Annotated in this window: 17 protein-coding genes and 3 pseudogenes; 14 read left to right on the forward strand and 6 right to left on the reverse strand. The window is 58.4% G+C overall.

What is annotated here, in order from left to right; all coding sequences use genetic code 11:
• Positions 1-6: 6 nt before the first annotated feature.
• The 3 genes from OKW38_RS24870 to OKW38_RS24880 form a co-directional block, all read right to left on the reverse strand.
• Entirely contained in the window at positions 7-777 is a 771-nt protein-coding gene (locus OKW38_RS24870) for a maleate cis-trans isomerase family protein (RefSeq protein WP_429363446.1), read from the reverse strand.
• A gap of 67 nt (positions 778-844) precedes the next feature.
• Positions 845-1,882: a WD40/YVTN/BNR-like repeat-containing protein gene (locus OKW38_RS24875; protein WP_429363448.1), complete on the reverse strand. Its 1,038-nt coding sequence runs from the start codon at positions 1,880-1,882 to the stop codon at positions 845-847.
• A 23-nt stretch (positions 1,883-1,905) separates the two neighbouring features.
• Positions 1,906-2,535, reverse strand: a complete 630-nt coding sequence (locus OKW38_RS24880; RefSeq protein WP_429363450.1) for a hypothetical protein — start codon at positions 2,533-2,535, stop codon at positions 1,906-1,908.
• Between the two features lie 608 nt (positions 2,536-3,143).
• On the opposite strand from OKW38_RS24880, the gene OKW38_RS24885 reads away from it, so the two are divergent.
• The 6 genes from OKW38_RS24885 (at position 3,144) to OKW38_RS24910 (ending at position 10,155) form a co-directional block, all read left to right on the forward strand.
• A complete protein-coding gene (locus OKW38_RS24885) occupies positions 3,144-4,115 on the forward strand; it encodes a sugar ABC transporter substrate-binding protein (RefSeq protein WP_429363452.1) in 972 nt (323 codons plus the stop codon).
• Positions 4,116-4,153: 38 nt separating this feature from the next.
• Complete coding sequence (locus OKW38_RS24890) at positions 4,154-5,707, forward strand: sugar ABC transporter ATP-binding protein (protein ID WP_429363454.1); 1,554 nt, start codon at positions 4,154-4,156, stop codon at positions 5,705-5,707.
• Positions 5,708-6,958 (forward strand): ABC transporter permease subunit, encoded by a 1,251-nt coding sequence (locus tag OKW38_RS24895; protein ID WP_429363456.1) that lies wholly within the window; start codon positions 5,708-5,710, stop codon positions 6,956-6,958.
• A 32-nt stretch (positions 6,959-6,990) separates the two neighbouring features.
• Entirely contained in the window at positions 6,991-7,863 is an 873-nt protein-coding gene (locus tag OKW38_RS24900) for an SMP-30/gluconolactonase/LRE family protein (protein WP_429363458.1), read from the forward strand.
• 381 nt (positions 7,864-8,244) lie between these two features.
• Entirely contained in the window at positions 8,245-9,033 is a 789-nt protein-coding gene (locus tag OKW38_RS24905) for an SDR family NAD(P)-dependent oxidoreductase (protein ID WP_429363460.1), read from the forward strand.
• A 150-nt stretch (positions 9,034-9,183) separates the two neighbouring features.
• Positions 9,184-10,155 carry a quinone oxidoreductase family protein gene (locus tag OKW38_RS24910; protein ID WP_429334983.1) on the forward strand — a complete coding sequence of 324 codons (972 nt, stop codon included), beginning with the start codon at positions 9,184-9,186 and terminating at the stop codon, positions 10,153-10,155.
• 134 nt (positions 10,156-10,289) lie between these two features.
• On the opposite strand, the gene OKW38_RS24915 is transcribed toward OKW38_RS24910, so the two are convergent.
• Both OKW38_RS24915 and OKW38_RS24920 read right to left on the reverse strand, forming a co-directional pair.
• Complete coding sequence (locus OKW38_RS24915; RefSeq protein WP_429334982.1) at positions 10,290-11,159, reverse strand: IclR family transcriptional regulator; 870 nt, start codon at positions 11,157-11,159, stop codon at positions 10,290-10,292.
• Positions 11,160-11,254: 95 nt separating this feature from the next.
• Positions 11,255-11,401, reverse strand: a complete 147-nt coding sequence (locus tag OKW38_RS24920; protein WP_429363462.1) for a hypothetical protein — start codon at positions 11,399-11,401, stop codon at positions 11,255-11,257.
• A 541-nt stretch (positions 11,402-11,942) separates the two neighbouring features.
• Here OKW38_RS24920 and OKW38_RS24925 point away from each other — a divergent pair.
• From OKW38_RS24925 to OKW38_RS24950, 6 genes and pseudogenes are all read left to right on the forward strand, one after another.
• Positions 11,943-13,265 (forward strand): MFS transporter, encoded by a 1,323-nt coding sequence (locus tag OKW38_RS24925; RefSeq protein WP_429363464.1) that lies wholly within the window; start codon positions 11,943-11,945, stop codon positions 13,263-13,265.
• A 177-nt stretch (positions 13,266-13,442) separates the two neighbouring features.
• Entirely contained in the window at positions 13,443-15,074 is a 1,632-nt protein-coding gene (locus OKW38_RS24930) for a GMC family oxidoreductase (RefSeq protein ID WP_429363466.1), read from the forward strand.
• A 262-nt stretch (positions 15,075-15,336) separates the two neighbouring features.
• Complete coding sequence (locus OKW38_RS24935; RefSeq protein ID WP_429363468.1) at positions 15,337-16,134, forward strand: hydroxypyruvate isomerase family protein; 798 nt, start codon at positions 15,337-15,339, stop codon at positions 16,132-16,134.
• A gap of 347 nt (positions 16,135-16,481) precedes the next feature.
• Complete coding sequence (locus OKW38_RS24940; protein WP_429363470.1) at positions 16,482-17,729, forward strand: SDR family oxidoreductase; 1,248 nt, start codon at positions 16,482-16,484, stop codon at positions 17,727-17,729.
• Between the two features lie 255 nt (positions 17,730-17,984).
• Positions 17,985-18,421 (forward strand): annotated as a pseudogene (locus OKW38_RS24945) (aldehyde dehydrogenase family protein).
• Positions 18,422-18,425: 4 nt separating this feature from the next.
• Complete coding sequence (locus OKW38_RS24950; protein WP_429363472.1) at positions 18,426-19,742, forward strand: multidrug effflux MFS transporter; 1,317 nt, start codon at positions 18,426-18,428, stop codon at positions 19,740-19,742.
• Positions 19,743-19,882: 140 nt separating this feature from the next.
• Here OKW38_RS24950 and OKW38_RS24955 read toward each other — a convergent pair.
• A pseudogene (locus OKW38_RS24955) lies at positions 19,883-20,542 on the reverse strand (IS6 family transposase); the annotation flags it as partial.
• A 130-nt stretch (positions 20,543-20,672) separates the two neighbouring features.
• Here OKW38_RS24955 and OKW38_RS24960 point away from each other — a divergent pair.
• Together OKW38_RS24960 and OKW38_RS24965 are read left to right on the forward strand one after the other, a co-directional pair.
• Positions 20,673-21,811 (forward strand): annotated as a pseudogene (locus tag OKW38_RS24960) (IS110 family transposase).
• Between the two features lie 73 nt (positions 21,812-21,884).
• On the forward strand, positions 21,885-22,907 hold the full coding sequence (locus OKW38_RS24965; protein ID WP_429359862.1) for an IS30 family transposase: 1,023 nt from the start codon (positions 21,885-21,887) through the stop codon (positions 22,905-22,907).
• Positions 22,908-22,914: the final 7 nt, after the last annotated feature.

Consider the following 22,914-nt stretch of genomic DNA (forward strand, 5'->3'; position numbering starts at 1 on the left):
GCACGCTCAGGTCGCGGTGCCCTGTGTGGCTGTAGGTGTCGTGCCGCCGGCCTGATCCCCGTCAGAATCAGACCCTGTCGCGGGACCTGGATATTCGCCCGAGGCGAGAGAGCCGATCTCATCAGCTAATGACTGGATTGACGACAGCACCGGCCGACCCAACTCGCGGCGCAGATTTTCCAGTATTGAGAACGTTGGTAGCTGCGCGCAGGCGATATACATGGCTTCGCAACTGTCGTTCATCGTCTTGCGCGCGAGCGACGCGACAGCCTCGGCGTCGATCCGACCAAGCTCTTCGGTGTTAGGCGCATAAAAGCTATCGAATGCGCCAACCTGGATGCCGGCACTGGCGATGAATGCCTGGAGCTGTTCGTTGACCGCCTTCGAATAGGGGGTAACGAGGGCGATCCGCTGGACTCCGAGGTCGAGTAGCGCTGAAATCATCGATTGCGCAATGGTTGCAACCGGTTTGCCTGTGATCCTTCTCAGATCTTTGGTTAGCTCGCGGTCACCGGCTGGTCCCAGGATAAAGCCCGCGGCTGTACATCCATACGCGACCACATCAACATCATTCGTGGCGAATTGCTGCGCCAATGCGAGTGCGTTTGCTTTGTAGGCCGGTAGCGTTTCTGTCGTGAGCAGCCCCTTCCCGCGCGGTATCCGTACCAGGTTGAGCCTTGTTCCTGCCGGCAGCCAGCGTGGCAATTCGCGTTCAACCGTGGTGTTGTTTTCCGGAATCATTACGCCTACGCGCAAGCCTTTCCGTGCAATGTTCACTGCAATCTCCTCTTAGCTCCGCTGCAACTCGCTGCGCGGGACCGAATTAACCAAAGATACGTCCGCGTCAAACGTGAATCCTTGTTGGGGGCCGAGTGATGGAATGCTCGGCGCGACGGGTGCCGGCGGGAAGGGGGCGCCAATGCAGCGAGCGGATCTCTCCGAATTCGTGCGGCATCCGAACCCAGGTTTCTCCGCCATCCTCGCTCCGGAAAAGCTGACCGAGGTTCGTGCAAGCAAACGCGAGCAAAGGGTGGGACTCATGCATTGCGACACACCAGGTCGTGCTGTTCAGAGAACCGGGCAATTGAACGTCAGCCCAGGTATCGCCGCCGTCCAGGCTGCGCAATAGACGGCCTTGGTCGCCCGGAGGTCCGTTGCCGTTAGCCAGGAAAACAATGGAAAGATTATCCGGTCGGACAACGACCGCTCGCGTGTACTGCCACGGCGAGTCGAGAGACTGGAAATGCCAGCTTTGACCATTATCGTTGCTGGTGTGTAGTCCGCGGTTCGTCGATGCCAGCAGGCGCTTGCGTCCATTCCTGTCGCGGGTCACGGCGATTCCGTGCACATCGTTTGAAACAAGACCCTCACTTACCATGGTCCAGGAAGCCCCACGGTCGTCGCTGCGATAGATGCCCCCGATTTCAATGGTTGCCCATACCGTGTTCCTGTCAATCGGGTCGAAGAGGATCTGCGTGACACGGGTGGGACCCATGTTCACCTCAGAAAACTTCGAGATGCCGGGAACGCTGAGTTCTTCCCATGTCGTGCCGCCGTTCTGACTGCGATAGAGCGCTGCCGGGCGAGTGCCCGCTAACAACACTTGAGGATCGTCGGGATCCTGCGTGATCGCCCAGACGTCAGTCATCGGGGATTGCAGCTTTGTCCAGCGCGCGGGCTCTTCGTTCCAACGATAGATGCCGTCATCGGTCCCCGCGAACAAATATTCCGGAAGCGCGGAATGGCTGCTCATTGCCCATACGCGGGTTTCCAGATACATCCCTGATTGACTGTTGGGATGAATCCAGTTCAACCCGAGGTCGTCGCTAAACCACACGGAGTGTCCGGCGGTGCCTGCATAGATTTGAAGTGGATTGTTCATGGTCGTCAGAGAGAAGGGTGCGTTTATTGAGCGTTGACTGTTGTACCAGGCAGCGCATTCATGTCCCGGTGCGCAGGCACCGGAGAAAAGACCCGCACAAGGTCGCACGCCAACGATGCCACGGCATAGCGCTCGGGCCTGATGATGTCGGTAGAAAACGCCTGCGTTGACTCGGCGATTGCAACGTAATCAAAGCCACCGTTGCTTTCGCCCACGAATCCCCGCACCTGAACCACTCCGGCCAACCTCGCGACCAGAGTCTGCAAAATCGCAGCGATCGCGTCGTCGCATCGCTCAGATGCGCCGCGCCAGACTATCAGCAGCAGCTCACTGGGCGGCCCCTTCGCGCCGGTCGGGCCATCGTCGGGCAATGCCGCAATCCGCGACCCGGCAAACCGCCAATGCGCACTCGCACCCGCAAGAATCCGCTTCGACCACGCGGAGAGGTTGCCTCCTGAGATTGCGAGGTACGCCGGGCTTTTAAGGACCGAAATATCGTCAAGGTCGTAGATCGCCAGATAGCGCGGCGACGACAGCTCGTTTTCAAATCGCAGCGCAGTCGCGAATCCGGCGATTCCCTTTCGCTCCGGAATGTGCTCCAGGTTCACCCAGTCATTGAACTCGGCGTCGCAGCCTCGGGGGGCGTCCATCATCGTCAGTAGCAGTGCCTGGCTGGAAGGTGACATTGTGGTCTATGACGTAAAGTAATCTCGAATAATGACATTCTACACAGAATGAAAGCCGGTGCAATCGGAATTTTCGTGGCATGAAACGCTACTGGCTGCGCGATTCGGAACGCTCGGCCCCCGGCCAGCTATGACGAAAGGAACGCTTCGCGATTTTTGGCAGGAGCTCGGCGTGTCCTCTCGAAACAGCCGCCAAGCTCTGGATTCTGGCTTTAAAGATCCGCAGCAGCCGGCTCACGGCTCGCCAGTAGATACCGTTCTCGGCCGGCCTGACAAAGATGGGAGCCAGCCGGATCCAGCCATCCTGACCAGGAGACGGATCGGGGCCTGGACGCTCCGGTGCAGCGACCCCCGTAACAACCCCTACTTGCAATGCGCCGATTGCTATATAAACTCCCGCTATACGAGATTAGTTACACTCTGACAGGTGTGGAGCACCGGCTTAGCGATGTAAATCGGCAAAGGGTGTTGCTGCGCCAGCCAGGCTGGGAGTCTTGGGGTCGCACCCGTCGAGGGCAAATAGTTCGTACCTTCCTAGAGAGTCTTGGCCTTTATTACATCAACAGGAGACAACAGTGAAAATCGCATTTGTAAAGACTGGAGTGGCGGGCATTGCGTTAGCGATGGCCCTTGTCGCCACCCCAGCCGCGGCCAAGGAGATCACCTTGGGCATCGTGGCTGCCAACATGCAATACCCGTTCAACGCCGCTGCAGTGAGGGGCTTTCAGGCGGAGGCAAAGAAGCTCGGCGCCAAAACGGTTGTGCTCGACGGGAAGGGCAGCGTGGAAGCGCAGGGCAATGCAATCGATGACCTGATTTCGCAGAAAGTAGACGGCATCGGCTCCATCCTGCTTGATTCCGTAGTGGCAAAGACCTGGGTCGACCGCGCTGCCGAAAACAATATTCCGTTTGTTTCTGTCGGCGTGCAGGTGGGCGATCCCGACAAGGTTCCGCTCAGACAGGTGTACCCGAAACTCACCGCACTCGTCACGCGAGACGATGTCGAAAGCGGCGAGCTTGCTGGCGAGCTGGCAGCGAAGCTTCTGCCCAAGGGCCGCACGGCGAAGATCGGTATTGTCGAGGGCACAGCGGGGGTGGCGGCGGTCAAGCAGCGCACCCAAGGCTTCAAGGAAGGTCTTGCCAAGATGGGTGCGAAGTACGAGATTGTCGCGTCGCAACCAACGGACTGGACGGCGGAGCAGGGCGAGGCGGTCTGCCAGAATATCCTGACCGCCCATCCAGACGTAGACCTCTTCTTTGGACAATACGACGACATTGGCCTTGGGTGCAGCCGTGCAGTTCGCTCGGTTGGCTCTCATGCACAGATTGTCACCGCCGACGGCGGCTCCCGCCGCGGCATCGAGGCCATCAAGGTCGGCGACATGGCCGGCTCGGTGTGCTCAGAGCCTGAGACGATCGGCCGCCTCTCCGCCAAGGCGCTCTACGACGCGATCACGAACAAGAACACGCCGAAGGCTCAGCTCATTATGTACAAGCAGATTGCCGTGACCAAGGCAAATCTCTCCCAATGTCAGCCTCAGTTCTGAAGCGCTAGCGGGCACGACAGGTTCTCCAGGGAGACGCGATGACTATGACAAACAACGCCGCGCTCATGCGGCTTGAGCAGGTGGCCAAGGTTTTTCCAAATGGCACCGTCGCGCTGCGCGGTGTAGATCTCGCCATTGAGCAGGGCAAGGTTCACGGCTTGCTCGGGGCGAACGGCGCAGGCAAGTCTACGCTGATCAAGATTCTGTCGGGCGCCTTTTCCGCCACGGGCGGACAGATCTTCTGGAAGAACGCAGCAGTCCAATGGACGAGCCCGAAAGAAGTGAAGGCAATGGGTGTGGCGACGATCCATCAACACATCCCTGTCGTTCCCACGCTATCTGTGCTGGAGAATGTATTCCTCGACGACGAACGGGGCTGGCGTCGCTCAGGTTCGTCGCGACGCAGGCTCGACGAACTTTTTACCCGTGTCGGCTACTGGCTCGATCCTGATGCGCTGGTCAATGATTTGTCCATCGGGCAGCGGCAGATGGTTGCCATCTTCCAGGCAGTGGGAAGCGGCGCGGAGCTAATCGTGATGGACGAACCAACGGCCTCTCTCGCGACGGACGAACGGGAGGTGGTCTATCGCACGGTACGCCGACTCGCGAAGGTCGAGAACAAAGCGATCCTTTTCGTCTCGCACTTTCTGGACGAGGTCATGGCACTCACCGATTGCGTGACCATTCTGCGAGACGGTCAGGCTGTGATGCGCGCAGAAACCGCGGACCTTGATGAAGCACGGATTGCCGAGGCCATCGTCGGCCGGCAGATCGTCGCGATGGTGCGCGCCGAGCATAAAAAATTGCCAGATGCGGCGCCAGTCGTGCTGGAGCTTCGCAACCTTGCTTCCCCGGGCAAGCTTGCACCGTTCTCGTTCAAGCTGAAGGCTGGGGAGGTGCTCGGTGTGGCTGGGCTGCTGGGTTCGGGGCGAAGCGAATTGATGCATGCCATCTTCCGCGCGGACCGGGATGCCACCGGAGAGGTGCTCGTTGCCGGTCGCGCAATTCCGCGCTCGACTGCGGCGGCGGTAAAGGCGGGAATCGCATTAGTTCCGGAAGACCGGGTGGACCAGGGCCTGATTCCCGCATTTGAAATCTGGCGCAACACAACTCTGCCCGCTTTAAACGGTGTCTCAGCGGGAAATTGCCTGCCGCTGCGCGAGCGCGAAATCGAACGCGCAACCGAAGCAATTCAGCGGTTGAAGATCAAGGCCCAATCGCCGGACATCCTGGTCACAGAGCTCAGTGGCGGAAACGCTCAAAAGGTGACGATCGGCAAATGGCTGTTCAGCGACGCCAAGGTTTTCCTACTCGATGAGCCTACTGCCGGTATCGACATTGGTGCGAAGGCCGACATCTTGCGACTCGTGCGCGATCTTGCAGCCACGGGAATGGTCATTGTAGTCGTCTCTTCCGAGTTCGAAGAACTTCTGGCCGTCGCCGATCGGATCATCGTGATGCGCGACGGGCAATGCATCGCGGAACGCGCGGCTCACGAAACAACCGAGCACGAACTGGTTCTCCTTGCCGGTGGCCAGAGCGCAATTAACCCGAGCGCCGCGGCAACCAGCCCGCAGCCGAATGGAGAGTGAATGATCGTGACCAAGATATACCGTAATCCTTCAGTTCAATCGCCAGCCGAGGTAGGTCAAATGTCCAAGGTCGTTTTATCTGACGGTTTGCAGTCCGGCCCTCGAAAGCATATGACGGACTGGCGGCGAGTGGTCGGACTTCGTGAAATGGGCGTGTACTACGCGCTTGCACTGGTTGTTGTGCTGATATCAGTTGCCGCGGCATATACCGGCAGCGTCAATTACCTCAGTTTCCAGAACCTCGCGAATGTCCTTCAGCAATCTTCGCTGACAGCGATCATCGCGGTCGCGATGACCGTCATCCTCATCTCCGGGAATTTCGATCTCTCGGTGGCCTCCGTGGCCGCGCTTTCGGCGGCGGTCATGGTTGGACATGCCGACTCAATGGGTTTTGTCCCGGCGTGTCTGGTCGCGATGCTGGTAGCAATCGCAGCTGGTCTCCTGAATGGAGCCATTGTCCAGCTGCTCGGAATCAACGCGTTCATCGTCACCCTGGGAACGATGACTGCTTTGCGAGGAGTCGTGCTTCTCGTGACCGATGGCAGATCGCTTTCCGTGGAGAGCCCGCAGACGCTCGATGCAATGCGCGCTCTTGAGTCGGGGCGCTGGCCCATCGGCTCGGCACTCGTTGTCATCGGCGTGCTGCTGGCAATCGCAAGCGTGTATATAACGATGCGGGCTCGTCGCGCTGGTCGAGGTCTTCCGCCCGCGTCCGTGGGTATGGCGCTGGGCGCTGTCTGCCTGTTGGCGTTAGCCTGGTTCGGCGGACCCGAACTGGCGCTTCCGAAGGTGGCCATCTACATGCTCGCGTTTACCGGTGTGGTCTGGTTTGTCCTTACCTTCACGATTACCGGAAGGCGTCTGTACGCGGTTGGCGGTAATACCGAAGCTGCGCGGCTGTCGGGTATCAACGTGTTGCGCTACAAGATGGCTGCGTTCGTCCTTTGCAGTGCAGCGGCAGGTTTTGCCGGCATCCTGTTCGCGAGCCGTCTCCGGTCGGTCAATGCGGCGGCGCTGAGTGGCGCAGAGCTGACCGTCATTGCTTCGGCGATCCTTGGAGGGACTTCCCTGTTCGGCGGTGCGGGAAGCGTGTGCAAGACCGTGGCGGGTGCGTTGCTATTGTTCACGCTGACCAACGGCTTCAACATCCTGAACCTTGGCGTCAATTACCAGGGCGTGCTCGAGGGAACGGTCGTTGTTGCTGCCGCCGCGATATATACCGTCGGCGGGTCACGGCGCCGCAAGGCCTAACCGGCTAGCGCCATCAACCAGGAGAGAAAGGGATGCTGACCATCAATACGCCCAGGGAACATCGGCCGACGCTCTGGGCAGAGGGCTTTATTTTCCTGGAGGGGCCGCGATGGCACAGCGACCGCCTCTGGGTTTCGGACGTATTCGACAAAAAATTGTTCACGCTTGAGCAGGGCGGGAGCCGAACGCTTATGGCCGAAGTGCCGCGTCGACCTTCGGGCATCGGCTTTCTTCGCGACGGAACGGTAGTGGTGGCCTCAATGCAGGATCGCAAGATCATGAGGTTGGTCGGCGCTGAACTATCGGTGCACGCCGACTTCAGTGAGCTTGCCACCGGCGACCTCAACGATATGCTGGTCGACGAGGAAGGCCGGATTTACGTGGGCAATTTTGGCTACGACTTCCACGGCGGCGCCCCCAAGGCGTCAACGAACGTGCATAGGGTCGAGCCCGACGGCGCAATACACGTTGCTGCTAGTGGACTCGAATTCCCAAACGGGATGGCAATTATCAACAACGGTCGCACGCTCGTCGTCGCTGAGACCTGGGCGTGCAAGCTGAGCGCGTTCGATCGCGCGCCTGACGGCAGCCTGTCGAACCCGCGCCTCTTCGCCGATCTCGGCAATCGGGAACCAGACGGGATCTGTGCGGACACGTCCGATGGCATCTGGGTAGCTTGCTACAACACCGGCGAAGTCGTGCGAGTACTGGAAGGCGGTGAGGTGACTGACCGCGCATTGTGCGGCCGACACGTGAGCGCCTGCCAACTCGGCGGTTCAGACGGAACGACCCTGTTCTGCTGTGCCTATGTCGGAACCGATGAGGACCTGGAGGCAGGCAAGCGACTGGGGGCGATCTTTACTATTAGCGTTGACGCACCGGATGTCGACTTCGCTCGTCCGTGAGGGGTCTCACCGGCGCTGCCACTCTACTGACCACTGACTAACCGGGCCTTCACTTCTGCGCACGCCCTTCGCGACCACGAATCGCTTTGTGCGACATGGGCTGCGGGAACGCTCAATTGATTACCGGGTGCCGACGTCGCATCCGACGAAGTTGCGTTCAGGAAGATTCGCATGGCGGGCGTTGCGGTAGCGTTGCTGCCCATGATGACTGCGGTTGCCATCGAGCACAGTACGCTGTGTTGTGTGGCGGCCAGCATGCAGTACCAGTTCAACGTCGCGGTGACGAAGGGCCTCGAAACAAGGCATGGTCCACAGTTTTCATCAGCATCAAGAGTCTGTCAGAGTACTTCTGACTAATTGTCCAATGTGAAAGGAATCAATATGACTACGAGTTCGGCACTCAATCGATTTACATCGGTAAAGGATGCAGTAACTATTGTCACCGGAGCGGGCGGTGGCATCGGTAGAGCAACCGCACTAACGTTGGCTGCCGAGGGTTCACGGGTTGGCATCACAGATGTGAACGTCGACCTTCTGGAGGAGACTGCGCAGATGATAAAAGCCGCGGGGGGACAAGTGATTGCTACCCCCGGTGACATCGTCGACCCACAGACGATCGACAACCTCGCGACAAAGGTATTATCCACATTCGGATCCATCGATGGTCTTGTGAATAATGCGGGCATCGTGATGCCCAAGCCGATCCTGGACCATACCATCGAGGATTTTGACAGAATTCTGCATGTAAACACCTGGTCGTATCTGGTAACCGCGAAGCGAGTGGTGCCGGAAATGCGCAAGGCCAATCGCGGTTCGATTGTTAATGTTGCTTCGGTTGGTGCATTGGTAGCACTCCCTGAGCTCGGAGTCTATTGCGCATCCAAAGCCGCGGTGCTGGGTCTTACGCGCGTAATGGCCGTCGAGTTTGCGCCGAACATTCGCGTAAACGCTGTCTGCCCTGGCGGTGTCGATACGCCAATGGCAGCGGAGCACTTTAAACATTTTCCTAGCCGGGAGGCCGCGCTCGAGGTACTCGCGGGCGCACAGTTGCAAAAGCGCTATGCGGACCCGGTTGAACTGGCGAAAGCGATTGTGTTTGTGCTCAGCGCGGACGCATCTTTCATGACAGGCGCAGCAGTCCCTGTCGACGGAGGCTGGACCGCCTGGTAGGCGAAAAGATTCGTTAGTTGTGCGGTTCTGGTTGCAGCGACGCAATCAGAACTGCGCGGCGATCCGCACCTAAAGCGCGTGCTGTGCCCGGAGATCCGGGGCGACTTGCTTTGGAAACAACAGCAGAGAAAATGGAAAAGAGTTTGGCCAATGAAAGCAATACGTGTTCACAGTCAAGGCGCCCCGGATGTGCTTACTCTGGAAGACATTGGGATTGGACGGCCCGGCCCAGGAGAAGTCCTCGTACGCAACCGCGCAATCGGTGTGAATTTCGTCGATACCTATTTGAGAAGCGGTGCGTTTCCAGCACCGAATCTGCCTTTTATACCAGGCAAGGAAGCAGCGGGGGAAGTCATCGTAATCGGTCAGGACGTAGCAGACTTCGCTCCTGGTGATCGCGTGGCCTTTGTTGAAACGCTTGGCGCCTACGCCGAGCAGTCGATTGTTCCCGCACATTTCCTTGTTCGCCTCCCTGACGCCATCAGCTTCGAGACCGCGGCGGCTTCGATGCTCAAGGGGCTGACGGCGCAATATCTGTTGCGCCGGACCTTCCGGGTCGAAGAAGGGCAGACGATCCTCGTGCACGCTGCGGCCGGCGGTGTCGGCGTCATCCTTACGCAATGGGCCAAACATCTGGGCGCGAATGTCATCGGAACGGTCGGCTCGCCAGCAAAGGCGGAAATTGCCCGCCGAAACGGCTGTGACCACGTGATCGACTATCACGAGGAAGACTGTGCCGTGCGCGCCAGGGAGATAACCGCAGGTGAGGGCTGCCATGTCGTCTACGACGGTGTCGGCAAGGCGACATTCCCCGGTTCGCTTGATTGCCTCCGGCCCTTCGGTTATTTCGTGGGCTTCGGCTTTGCATCGGGAGCGATCCCGCCATTTGACATGAGACTTCTACTGGAAAAAGGTTCGCTCTTCGCCACATGGCCTGGGTTGACGATGCATCTCTCCAGGCGCACCGATGTGCTTTCGATGAGCCAGGAGCTCTTCGATGTTATTGCCAGTGGTGCTGTGAAAATCCACCCGCCCACACGATTGGCGTTGGGCGAGGCGGCAGAGGCGCATCGCAGGCTCGAGGCGCGGCAGACGACCGGAGCGACGGTGCTGCTACCGTAAGAAAGCAAGGCGGTCGCAACAGCGACCGATCAACCCTGTTCGCCCGGGAGCGGAAGGGCGTCGACCTCAACCTCAACGAAGGTGGCCGGCTGCTCGGCGGGTTGTCTTCCCGTAGCGCGGTATGCCTCGGTGGACTACCCGACAGCTCGCGCGGGACGATCGGCGCCGAAGCTGATGACTTCGATGCGCTCGCTCACCTGTTCTCCAGCGCGGACAACCGCCGCTACGCAACGCGCCTTCTCAGCACGGTTGAAGCGGTCCTCTGCGCCCGCGATACCGATGCTTCCGAGAATGTGTCCATCCCGGTTAAAGACCGGCGCGGAAATGCCGATGACTCCCGGATTGAACTCGCCAAATGTCATCACGTAACCATCGGATTTCATCTTCGCCAGATTGGTGCGAAAGGCGGACCAGTCCGATCCGAGTCCCGATGCCGCTATCGTGGGCCCGTGTTTCTTGAACAGACTTCGCAGTTGATGTGGACGGAGATACGGCAGAATAATTTTTGATGCGGCGCCCTGAAACAATGGGCGTGTTTGCCCGCGGGTGAACATGTTAGCAGGGCTGTTGGCCGTCAATTCTTCGCGCACGCAGAGGACCGAGCCACTGAACAAAGCGCATAAAAGAGCGGAATGGCCGGTTTCTGCTACCAGTTCCTTCATGACCGGTCCGCCGGCGATATAAAGCGGATCGCATTGCCGGATCTGTCGGTCCAATTCAACGATCCGCGGCCCGAGTATGTAGTAGCCATTCGAAACCGCTGCGATCAAGCCAACATCCGCAAGCGCTTTAATGTAGCGATAACCAGATGATCGCGACATACCGTGTGACTGGATCAGCGCTTCCGTCGACCAGATCGGTGAGGTGGGAGTGAACAGGTTGAGCAATCCCACCGTCCGAGCCAGGCTGTTCGACGCCCCTGCATCGGCGCCATCTGCCGCCGTATCTTCCTCTTCAGAAAGTACGGGATCTTCTTTTTTATTCAGCCGCTTGACTGTAGCCATGATATTCCGATCGCTCAGTTGCTTAATGCCGAAGGAACGCAGACATTAGACAGAACAAGGAATCGCTTTTCTCGCAATTCTCACCTGCTAGGATTTTAGCACAGCGCTTGCCGGCACGGCTGTGGCGTCACCCGATCGTTGCACCACAGCGGTTCAAGCATCGTGGTGACCAGCACCCGGTGATGCAGCCTGGACTCGCGCACCATCAGCTCATGACCCATGACCGCGGAAACACCTTGCACGTCCCGCGTCCCGAGGGTCTGGCCGGCCAAAGGAGGCCACGGGGTGCGTTTAGACGACGAACATTGAGGAAATCGTCGCTTTCATCTGCTCTGCGGGAGGTAGGTCGTCTACCCTTCCAAAACTATATCGGGGCAATCCCATCTAATAAGATTAGATGCGGGTTGCGCCTGGGGTGGGGAAATCGCGCGGAGGCAGGCCGGCGCTCCGTGACTCGAGAGCGCGCAAGCTTCCCGAGACCAGTCCCGCGCGTCTTGCGGGAAGCCTGCGTGTTCTGCCAACTGCTGTGGACAGCAAATACCCCGCCTGCGTTGCCGCTCCTCCACGCCATGCGCTCGCGCGGTTCTTCCTAGGGCAAACACTGTGTTGAAATAAATCTCATATAGCGGCATATTTATACAAACGCCGGTTGCCTGTTGCGCCCGAGTCGAAGTCGTGAGCCGTGCGGCGTTGAAGGTTCAAATGATTTGTTGCACGTTTTGTCGTTCCCGGCGCCGTAACAGATATGTCAATAGCGATCGCCATAGCGAGAGGAAACATATGATGAATACGCCCCCTTGGCGAAAGCTGATGGCCGGCTCCGTGGGAAACTTCGTTGAGCTATATGACTTCGCCGTCTTCGGATTTTCTGTACCTGTCCTTTCGACGCACTTCTTTCCCGGAAACAATCGAACCACTGCTCTTCTGAGCACGTTTGCTGTTTTTGCGGTTGCGTTCGTCGCCCGTCCACTCGGTGGTTTGATCTTTGGCTCAATGGCCGACCGAATTGGACGAGTCAAGGTGATGGCCATAACCGTTTGTCTGATGGCCTTGGGCACAGCAATTATTGGACTGCTTCCAACGTATGCTGATATCGGAATTGCGGCGCCGATGATGCTAGTCGGGTGCCGTCTACTCCAGGGGCTGGCCTTGGGCGGGGAGACTACCGGCAGTCAGAGCTACATTGTCGAATCAGCGCCGGACGACCGCCGCGGCCAGTGGGTGAGCTTCACACAGCTATTCGGCCAACTGCCGAACGCCATTGTCGCTGTCCTCCTGATTGCCGTCCAGGCTGTTGCAGGATCTGCGGCCTACGAGAGTGGTTTATGGCGGATTCCATTTCTGGCTGGCGGAGTAATCGGAATTGTCGGTTTCTGGATCAGGCGAAACATTGACGAGCCGGAGGAGTTCAAGCAGGCGACCAGAACAAGAGAGGATCGTAGCCCGCTGCGCGAAGCGATTCATGCTGGCGGTATAAAAGCCATGCTACGTCTGCTGATGATCATGCCGGTTTACTTTGCAGGTGCATACATTCTCTTTGGCTTTATGTATACGTTCCTGGTACGGATTGCGAAGCTCGATCCAACCACCGCGCTCATTTCCAATGCTATTTCGGTCGTCGTCCTTTGCTCGGTGATGCCGTTTGCAGGCATGCTGAGTGATCGCATCGGTCGAAAGCGTGTCATGTCCTTAGGCGCTGCGTGGCTGATGCTTACGGCGTACCCCGCCATTCATTTTGCGGCGTCGGGGACCTTCACCGGAGCCCTGCTTGGGCAAGTGCTGATAGGGATTGGCTTGGGAATAAACGGTGGCGCAAGCTATGTTGCCGCAGTGGAATTCTTTCCTACCTCGTTCCGAGCGACAGGGCACGCAATCTCCTACCAGGTTACCGTGGCGGTCCTCGGCGGAACTAGCCCCTTCATGGCTGCGTTACTTTCCCGTCTCATGGGCACGCCCTTCGCCCCGGGGCTCTACCTCGCTTTCATTGCCGCAGCATGCCTAATCGCCACGCAATTTGTGCCCGAGACCAGGGGCGTCCGATTGCGTACATCGGTTGACCCGTCGATAAATGAGTCGGATCAGATCGCACTACAGAAAGCACGCTAACCGCACTGGACTCGGTAATGACGAAGTGCGGGCCATTTGAGGTCTCCAAGGACGAATTCGGAGGATCGACTGATTTCCGATATCACGGCGCGTCCGGAATCACAGCACGTAGGCACCTGCCGTTATTTTTCTGTTTGCAACCCGAGCCGAGACAAGTTTCGCATGAGAGCTATCCAGATGGAAACGTACGACTACATCATCATAGGCGCTGGATCGGCCGGCTGCACTCTGGCGCGTGGGCTGACCGACAACCCGGACAACAAGGTTCTATTGTTGGAGGCGGGGCCGCCAGCTGACAAGTTCTGGATTAACACCCCCGCCGGTATGGCGAAGCTGTACTTCCACAAGGATTTGAATTGGAATTACTTCACAGAGCCAATGCCTGCGTTACGCAATCGACAGATGTACTGGCCGCGGGGCAAGACCTTGGGCGGTTCCAGTTCCATCAACGGGATGGTTTTTATTCGAGGGCATCGGAAAGATTTCGATAGCTGGAAAGCGCTGGGTAATGCCGGGTGGGGATATGACGATGTGCTGCCCTATTTCAAGAAGATGGAGCACAACGAACGCGGCGGAGACGAGTACCGTGGGGCGGGGGGGCCGCTATGGGTGAGTGATCCGGTGACGAAAGTGCAAAGCTCGTTCGACTTTATCGAATCGGCTCGGCAGCTGGGCATTCCTGGCACGGAAGATTTGAATGGTGCGGTACATGACGGCGTGGGCTTCATGCAGCACACAATTCGATCGGGACGGCGTTACTCCGCCTATACAGCATTCATCGATCCAATTCGCCACCGGAAAAACCTGACTGTAAAGACTAGCTGCCTCGTTCAGCGGGTCCTGCTGGAGGGGCGGGTCGCCACGGGCGTGGAGGTGGTTTGTGACGGTGAGCGGCAAGGTTTCGTTGCTGCAAGAGAGGTGATACTGTCGGCGGGATCATTGAATTCGCCGCACGTACTTATGCTCTCCGGCATCGGACGTGGGGAAGAACTGCAACGGCATGGGATACCGACGTTTGTCGAATCTCCGGGGGTTGGCCTCAATCTCCAAGATCATTTTTATGTGCACGGCAGTTACGACACGACCCCTGACAGTTCGTATAACCACGAACTGGGCGGGTTGAGGAAGTACTTGGAAGGTGCGCGTTACCTGCTTACTCATAAAGGCTACCTGGCGCTTGGATCTTCGCAGGTTGGGGCCTTTATAAAGAGTCGACCGGACGAAGACTATGCTGACTTGCAAATCAGCTTCAACCCCATGACGTTCACGTGGCATCCGAGTGGCGAAATTACTGTCGATAAAGAGCCGGGCATGCGCGTATCGGTTTATCTCTTACGGCCACGTGCTACCGGCGTGGTTTCCTTGCGTTCGGCGAATCCCGCTGACTCGGCCGTTTTCCAACCAAACTTCCTGAGCAATGAAGATGACAACCGCGCAATGATCTCGGGCGTCAAAAAGATCCGCGAAATTATGTCAACGAAACCTGTCGCATCTCGGGTCATTCAGGAACGGGTTCCCGGACCCGCTGTTAAGACCGATGATCAGATTCTTAACTGGATGGAAGAAACTGGAAACTCGGCACACCATCAGGCGGGAACCTGCAAGATGGGCACGGACAGTCTCGCGGTCGTTGACGAGCGTCTGCGTGTCAGAGGCGTCGAGCGACTGCGCGTTGTTGATGCTTCCATCATGCCTCACCTCACATCAGGTAATACGAATGCCCCGACGATCATGATTGGAACAAAGGCGGCGGATATGATCTGCGAGGACGCGGTGCCGCGTCGTGTGCTGCGAGCAAAAGCCGCATAAATGCAAGTGGCTACAGGTAAGCGGCAAATTTCATTGCATGGTGCAGCAGCACGCTGTGATTTTCAGGGCGACGGAATCTTTCTCGTGATCGAATGTAGCTACCATCGGCGATGGCTTCAATCCGACCCCGCCGTCATCGCCCAGCCTATTCGCCGCTGGCGTCGGCGTCGTTCACCGGTTTTGACATAGTCCATGTTGCAGAATGTTTCTCACAGTTCGACAAAATAGTGAGACTGGTTCCCTTGAACACCTTGGAGGAATGATGCTCGCTTCGATTCACCTGACCTACGTCCTCGGAACGTTGCCTTTCGAACAAAGGTTTGCTGCCGCCAGAAAACTGGGCTTTCAGGCCGTCGAATTTCCATTCCCGTATTCGGTTCCCGCGAGAGACTACGCGCAGTTGCTCGCTGACCACGGACTTTCGCAGATCTCGATCGGCGCTCCTGCGGCGGACTATAAAGCTGGCATGCCGGCCTATTCGTTAACTCCAACGCTAAAGCCGCAGTTCGACCAGTCGATCAGTACGGTCATCGACTATGCAAAGGTCATCGGATGTTCGCGCGTTCACGTGTTCGCAGGATCACGGGCGCCGGACGTCTCGGAAGAGCTTGCCTTCGAGACGTATTGCCAGAACCTCGCCGAGGCGCACGACCGCCTTGAAGCGGAAGGGTTGGGTCTGGTCGTTGAACCAGTGAATTCGAGCGATTTCTCGGGCTACTTTCTGGATCGGCTGGATCTTGCCCTCAGAGCGATCGCCCGCGCAGAGCGGCCGGGGATCAAAATTATCCTTGACGTCTACCATGCACACGTCAATGGTGAAGATCCGGTTACTTTTCTACGGGACCATGGAAAGAGCGTCGCACATATTCAGCTAGCCGACTATCCCGGGCGCCACGAGCCCGGCACGGGCAAAGTTGATTTCGATCTTGTCTTTCAGACACTTCGTGACGTGAAGTACGGTGGCTCTGTGGGTTTAGAGTATGTCCCCACACGGTCAATCTTCGACGGCGTGCCTTTAGCGGCGGAGCTTGGCTTATCCGTGGCATCTGGTGCATCGTGAGGCGCACTGTGTACGTTGGGGCGCGCTACAAAGCAAAGTCGACATCGCCATCAAGCGTGGATGTGATCTCGTTCGCTTTGGCGAACTTTGGCGGTGTTATGCGCTGAGCGTCAGGATATCCGTTCTGTTTGGCAGGGCCAATGGAGTTGGGCCGAACCTCTCTCGTTTGCAAAGGCTCCTTGCACCTCTGTATTTTTCGTCGTCAGTCAAGTGCAGCGCGCAAGAGGGTGATAACAAATCCTGTATTGCGAGATAAAATGTATTAGTGGGCTTGGTTTGCCAGCGGTTTGCGAGGGCACTTTCCGATGGTCATCAACCGTAAGATTGATATTTGCAAAGGAGCATCTATGTCGGCTTCCTCCGACTCGTCGCGCCATCGTTACGGCGCCGGATTAAAAGCGGACTCGATGCAAGGAGTGTTCAGAATGACAGCGGAGGAACTGGAGGCCGGCCAGTCCGGGCATCTACCGGAACGCTCCACGTCGGGCGCCGTCTCCCAGAGAACTCACGAGACGCAAGGTGACCCTGAGGTGACCTCGCCGTCCACTGCTAGACGAATGGCCGTCATCGCGGGAGCAGGTGGCGTTGTAGGCGCGAGTCTGGCACGCACGCTAGTGCGCAAGGGCTGGGAGGTCGTCGGGCTCGCTCGGAGCCGCGTCGACATACCCGGCGTGCGCTGGTTAGGCGTGGACCTTACTGATGCACAAGACTGCCAGGCAAAGCTCGCTTCGCTGAATGAGGCGACACACCTGTTTTGCGCGGCCCGCTACAACTTCGCGGAGGGAGGCCGCGAGCCATTGGAAGAGAACTTGGCGATTGTGCGCAATGTGGTGGATACCCTTGATGACGCCGCGCCGGGGCTTCGCCACATTCACATGGTGCAGGGGATGAAGTATTACGGTTCGCATACTGGACCATTTATGACGCCAGCCAAGGAGAACCATCCGCGCGGTGCTGTACCCAACTTCTATTATCTGCAACAGGATTACGTCTCGGAGAAGCAGATCGGCGCTCGCTGGACCTGGTCAGTTAGCCGTCCTGACGCACTTTTGCACGCGGTACCGGGCATTCCGCGCAGTCTTGTCAGCGTCATCGCGGTCTATGCTCTGATCTGTCGTGAGCTCGGACAGCCGTTGTCGTTTCCGGGCACTACGGAGGCCTACCATGCGATTTATGAATGCACTTCCGCCGACCACCTGGCGGAGGGACTGCTGTGGATGTGCGAAGCACCAACTGCGGCCAATCAGGCTTTCAATCTGATCAATGGCGACTACATCCGTTGGGCCAATCTGTGGCCGGTATTCGCGCGCTACTTCGATATGCCACTTGGCCCTGTGCGCACGACCACGCTGGCCGATGTTATGGCCGACAAGGGCCGAGTCTGGGACGCCATCGTCCAACGCGCTGGCCTGACGTCCATGCCATATGATCGCGTTGCATTATGGACTTATGCCGACTATATCTGGTCGCGCGGCTGGGATGTCATGGCAGACATGACAAAGATACGACTGCATGGCTTTCACCGGGTGGTCGATACAGAAGCAGAATTCATCCGCTTTTTCGACGAATTGCGGGCGCAGCGGATAATCCCTTAAGTTAGCGACGATACTGTCAAATCTCGCGCGCTGACAGCCGGCTCGTCGGTAATCTCATTCCTCTCTTGGTGGCAACGGGTCTTCGCCAACTCGGGGCAGATATGTTTTGTTGGTACGCGGGTTTTCGTGCAGCGGCCAATCGAAGGAATTCTGCGCACGAGTCGCTGAGTTTGCGCGGTCAATTCGGGTTGGTCGCAGCCTTGACGTCGATGAGCAACTGGACCGTTGATTTCAGCGCGTGAACTGGAGTGGGTGATGTCCTATATTGAGCTTGGGTCGCAGGAAGGCGCCCATTTGGTTTGCGGTGGAGAACGCCTTAAGGCTCTGTTCAAGACTGACTACTTCGTCACCCCCACAGTTTTCGCCGACGTCCACGACGAGATGAGGATTGCGCGGGACGAGATTTTTTGTCCGTTCTTTCAGTGATTCCTTGCGATACCGCAGAAGAGGCAATGGTGCTTGGCAACCAGACCGAATACGGGTTAGGCGGCCCCGTATGGACCAAAATTATTTCGACGGCATTGCGCGTCGTAAAAGGGATTTACACGGAAGTGATTTGGGTCAACTGCTACGGATTGATTGATCCACCGGTTGGTTTGGGAGGCACAAAGCACAGCGGATATGGCGCAGAGGGAGGGCGAGCGAACCTAAAAACTTACCTCTACAACAAGTGTGTCTACATCAACAGGTAAGCCGATGAGACCAGGCAGTTCCGAAATTTTGCACATAGACATCAATGACTCGGCTGACGCGCCGGTGAGGATCGTTTCCAATGAAGCTTTGGAGGACGAAAAAACCGTCGAGACCGTAGCGCAGGGCGAGCATTTTCAGGGTGGGCACAGCGTTCGCGTTCTCGCGATTCTCACGGTGCTCATGGCCTTCGCGTCGATCTCGACCAATTTGTACCTGCCTGCCTTGCCGACGATGGCTCAAGCTTTGCATGCGAACGCCGGCTCGCTCGAGTTAACGATTTCTGGATTTTTGGGTGGCTTTAGTGTTGGTCAACTGGCGTGGGGGCCGGCGGGTGATCGCTACGGTCGCAGATCTCCGATAGCCGTCGGCCTCGTACTCTTCGTTATTGGCTCGGTCGGTTGTGCCCTCTCGACGAATGTTGGAATGATTATCGGCTTTCGCGTGGTCCAAGGGGCTGGCGCTTGTGCCGGCGTCGTGCTCGCGCGTGCAATCGTACGGGATCTTTACGCTGGACCGCGCGCAGCGCAGGCGATGTCGATGCTGATGAGCGTGATGGCCGCTGTACCACTCCTTGGGCCAAGCGTGGGTAGTTTTATTTTGCACCTTTCATCATGGCGCGCGATATTCTGGATACTAGCTGGCGTCGGGGTGATGACTCTCGCGTCTCTCCGGTTGCTCCCAGAGACGCTACCTAAGGAACGGCGAAACCGTGATCCAGTCGTGTATGCGTTTGCCGCGTACGGTGAACTTCTACGGCACTCAAGACTGCTTGGATACGCAGGTGCAGGCGGCTTTTTTTATGGCGGACTTTACGCATTCATCGCTGGGGCGCCGTTTGCCTACATGACCTACTATCACGTGTCTCCGCAAGCCTTTGGGCTGCTATTTGGGGTGAGTGTTATAGGCATCGTTCTCACGAATCAGTTGAATTCACGCCTGATTCCGCTCGTGGGGAGCGATAGGCTAATGCAACTAGGAACCGTTGTCGCTGCTCTATCGGGCGTCTCACTCGCCGTGACGGCATGGACCAAGATTGGCGGTCTCGCGGGACTGGTCGTCCCACTTTTTGTGTTTGCTTCGATGGCCGGCTTCATTGTGGCAAATTCGATCGCAGGAGCGCTCAATACCTATGTGTCGCGCGCCGGAGCCGTCTCGGCGCTTGTTGGATCTGTCCAATACGGCACAGGCATTTTCGGTTCAGCCCTCGTCGGGATTTTTGCGAATGGCACGCCAAAGCCTTTGGGGGTAGTCATTGCCTTGATGGCCGTCGGCAGTGCTATTTCGGGAGTGGCTCTCGTAAGGACGAGACCATCACCGTGACGAGTACTTTGCTCTGCTTTGAGCGCTTAGGCGTCTGTAACGGTGACGTCGCTCGTTCCACAGATGGCTTTAATCAGTTGACATGGCTCTGTCAACTTGGCGGGGCGGAGGGTACTTACGTAGCCAAAGCGTAGTTTTCCTTATCGGATAACTTCCTCGACTGCGGCAATAACAGTCGAACCATGCCATGTGGCGAAGCGTTCTTTGAGTACGGCACGATACCATGCCGCGTCCATTTGATGTCTGGGCAACGCGAAGTGCTGCCGTATCGGTCCGAAGCATGAGAGGAATGCCTGCGTGCGACGCGCATCGCGAAAGCCGTACATCTGGCGTTCGCGCCTGCGGGTCGGCTGATGGCTGTTCTCGGCACGGTTGTTCACGCGTGCAGCCGCCTTGACGAAAACGTGCTTCACATGAGCGAGCTCAGGAATATCAGCCTTCGCCGCCGGATAGCTGCGCAGTTGGTCGGTAACGATCTTGCGCGGCACCGGTTTGAACGCAGCACCCGGCCGGAACAAGCGCTTTGCCGCAGCCTTGTCGCGCCGCTTTTGCACCAGCACGTCGAGTTCGGCACCATGCTCGTCGACCGCTCGCCACAACAGATACGGCTCGCCGCGCAGCGTCACGAACATCTCGTCCAGATGCCATATGCTCGCCGGCTTGCGTCGCGCCGCTTTTGCGCACTGTGCGAATCGAGCGCCGAACTTGTCGCACCAGCAACGGATCGTTTCGTACGTGACCACGACACCACGCTCGAGCAACAGCTCCTCGATGTCGCGCAGGCTCAGGCTGAACCGGAAGGCAGTATGACTTTGCGTGAGGCAGGGGCTGGCCCGCCGTGGGAAAACTGAACGCGGGTTAGCATTGCTGTCAGAGCCGCACGGGCGTGGACTGGGCCGCGCCCCGGCGATTTCCTCCACGGAGGCCAGCATGCGAAACGATAGCACGGTATACGTTGGACTGGATCTTCACAAGGGGTCGATCACGGTCGCCTGCGCGATCGACGCGGGCGAGGTCGAAATGCTGGGCAAGACCGGTACGACCGGGGCCGACATCGATCGCCTGTGCACGCGCCTGCAGTCCAAGGCGCCGCACGTACGCGTCGTGTACGAGGCAGGTCCATGTGGTTACGGGCTGTACCGTCAGCTCGTCCAGAAGGGCCTCGACTGCATGGTCTGCGCACCTTCACTGATCCCGCGTAAGCCGGGCGAGCGCGTAAAGACCGACCGGCGTGATGCCATCAAGCTGGCGCGCTCGCTGCGCCGACGACCTGTCGGCCGTGTACGTGCCCGGCATTGAAGACGAGGCATTCCGGGATCTCGCCCGCGCGTGGGCGGCTGCCCGCGAGGATCTGCGGCGTGCACGGCATCGACTGAACTCGTTCCTGCTCGCGCATGGCGTTCGCTATACCGGCAGCGCAAACTGGGGCGAGGCGCACCGTCGCTGGCTGGGCCGCTGTTCGTTTCCCAGTGCCTGGCAGCACCTTGCCTTTTGACGAACACCGGCGCACGATCGAGGACCGGCTTGCGCAGTGCGCCCGTCTCGAAACAGCCCTGCGCGAAGCGGTGATCTCCTGGCGCTTCTATCCGGTAGTGCTGGCCCTGCAGGCCATGCGGGGCGTCCAGTTCGTTACCGCCGTCGGGATAGTTTCAGAAGTGGGCGACCTGTCCCGCTTCGAACACCCGCGTCAGCTGATGGCCTGGCTCGGCGTAACCCCATCCGGGCATTCATCGGGAGGCAAACGCCGGCAGGGCAGCATTACCAAAACCGGCAACAGCTACGCCCGAAGGCTGCTGGTCGAAGCGGCCTGGAGTTACCGCCATCCTGCCCGCGTCAGTCCGGAAATCCAGGCCCGTCTCGAAGGTCTGCCCAAGGCCATCATCGACCGCGCCTGGGACGCCCAGGTACGGCTGTGCCGACGATTCCGCCGGCTGACCGCGCGAGGCAAGCCCATCAACATCACGGTCGTGGCTATTGCTCGCGAACTGGCAGCGTTCATCTGGGACATCAGTCGACTGGCCATGTCGCTTGCAATACCTCGCAGAAAACTGCCCGCGGCCTGTGTGTGATTCCCCGAACAACGGAAGATAGACGGCGCGATCAAATTTGAAGTGCAACACCTTGCTCGTGTAAGGTGTGCCAATGCAAAAAAGAAGTTACCAACAACTGCAGCCTGAAGAACGCATGGCGATTGCAAGCATGAAGCAGCAGGGTTCGAGTGTTCGGGCCATGGCCCGAACACTCGGCCGCGCAGCATCAACCGTGAGCCGCGAGCTGACCAGAAACGCGTGTTCTGCCGTGGGCTATGCGTCTGCACCGGCGCAGGCGCTCAGCACGAGCCGACGTGAGGCTGCGCGCCCGTGTCCCAAGCTGCGCCCTCAAAGCGTGTCGTGGCGCGTGGTACTCACCCTGCTGGAATGGAAGTGGTCGCCCCAGCAGATCTCAGGTACCCTCAAGCGCATGTGGCCCAACGATCCGACCCAGCACGTCTCCCACGAGACCATCTACACAGCCATCTATGCCCAGCCACGCGGTGAGCTGCGCCGCCAGCTTATCGCCTGTCTGCGCCACGGCCACAGCACGCGTATGTCACGCAAGCGGGGCACTGACCGGCGCGGCCAGATCCCCGACATGGTGAGCATCCATGTGCGCCCGCCTGAGGTCGACGACCGGGTGATGCCAGGCCATTGGGAAGGCGACTTCATCAAGGGCGCTGGCAACCAGTCTTCCGTCGGCGTGCTGGTTGAGCGCACCAGTCGCCTGGTGCTGTTGGCGAAGATGGAAGACGCCACCGCCGCCTCGGCACTGGCGGGCTTCACTGCCAAGCTGAATTCGATCGCCGCCCCTCTGCGCCAGAGCTTCACTTACGACCAGGGCAAGGAAATGACCCGCCATCAGGAACTCAGCGCCGCCACCGGCGTGCGCGTGTACTTCTGCGATCCGCACAGCCCCTGGCAACGCGGCACCTGTGAGAACACCAACGGGCTGCTGCGTCAGTACTTGCCAAAAGGCACCGACCTCTCGATCTACAGCCAGGACGACCTCGATGCCGTCGCCGACAGCCTCAACAGCCGACCGCGTGCTACGCATGCATTTCATTCGCCATTCGAGGTGTTCGAACGTATGCTCGCAACCGCTTCGATAACTTCAGCTTCCGTTCATTAACCCGCTG

Source organism: Paraburkholderia sp. MM5496-R1 (genome assembly GCF_050436205.1).
In the GTDB taxonomy this organism is placed as follows: Bacteria; Pseudomonadota; Gammaproteobacteria; order Burkholderiales; family Burkholderiaceae; genus Paraburkholderia; species Paraburkholderia tuberum.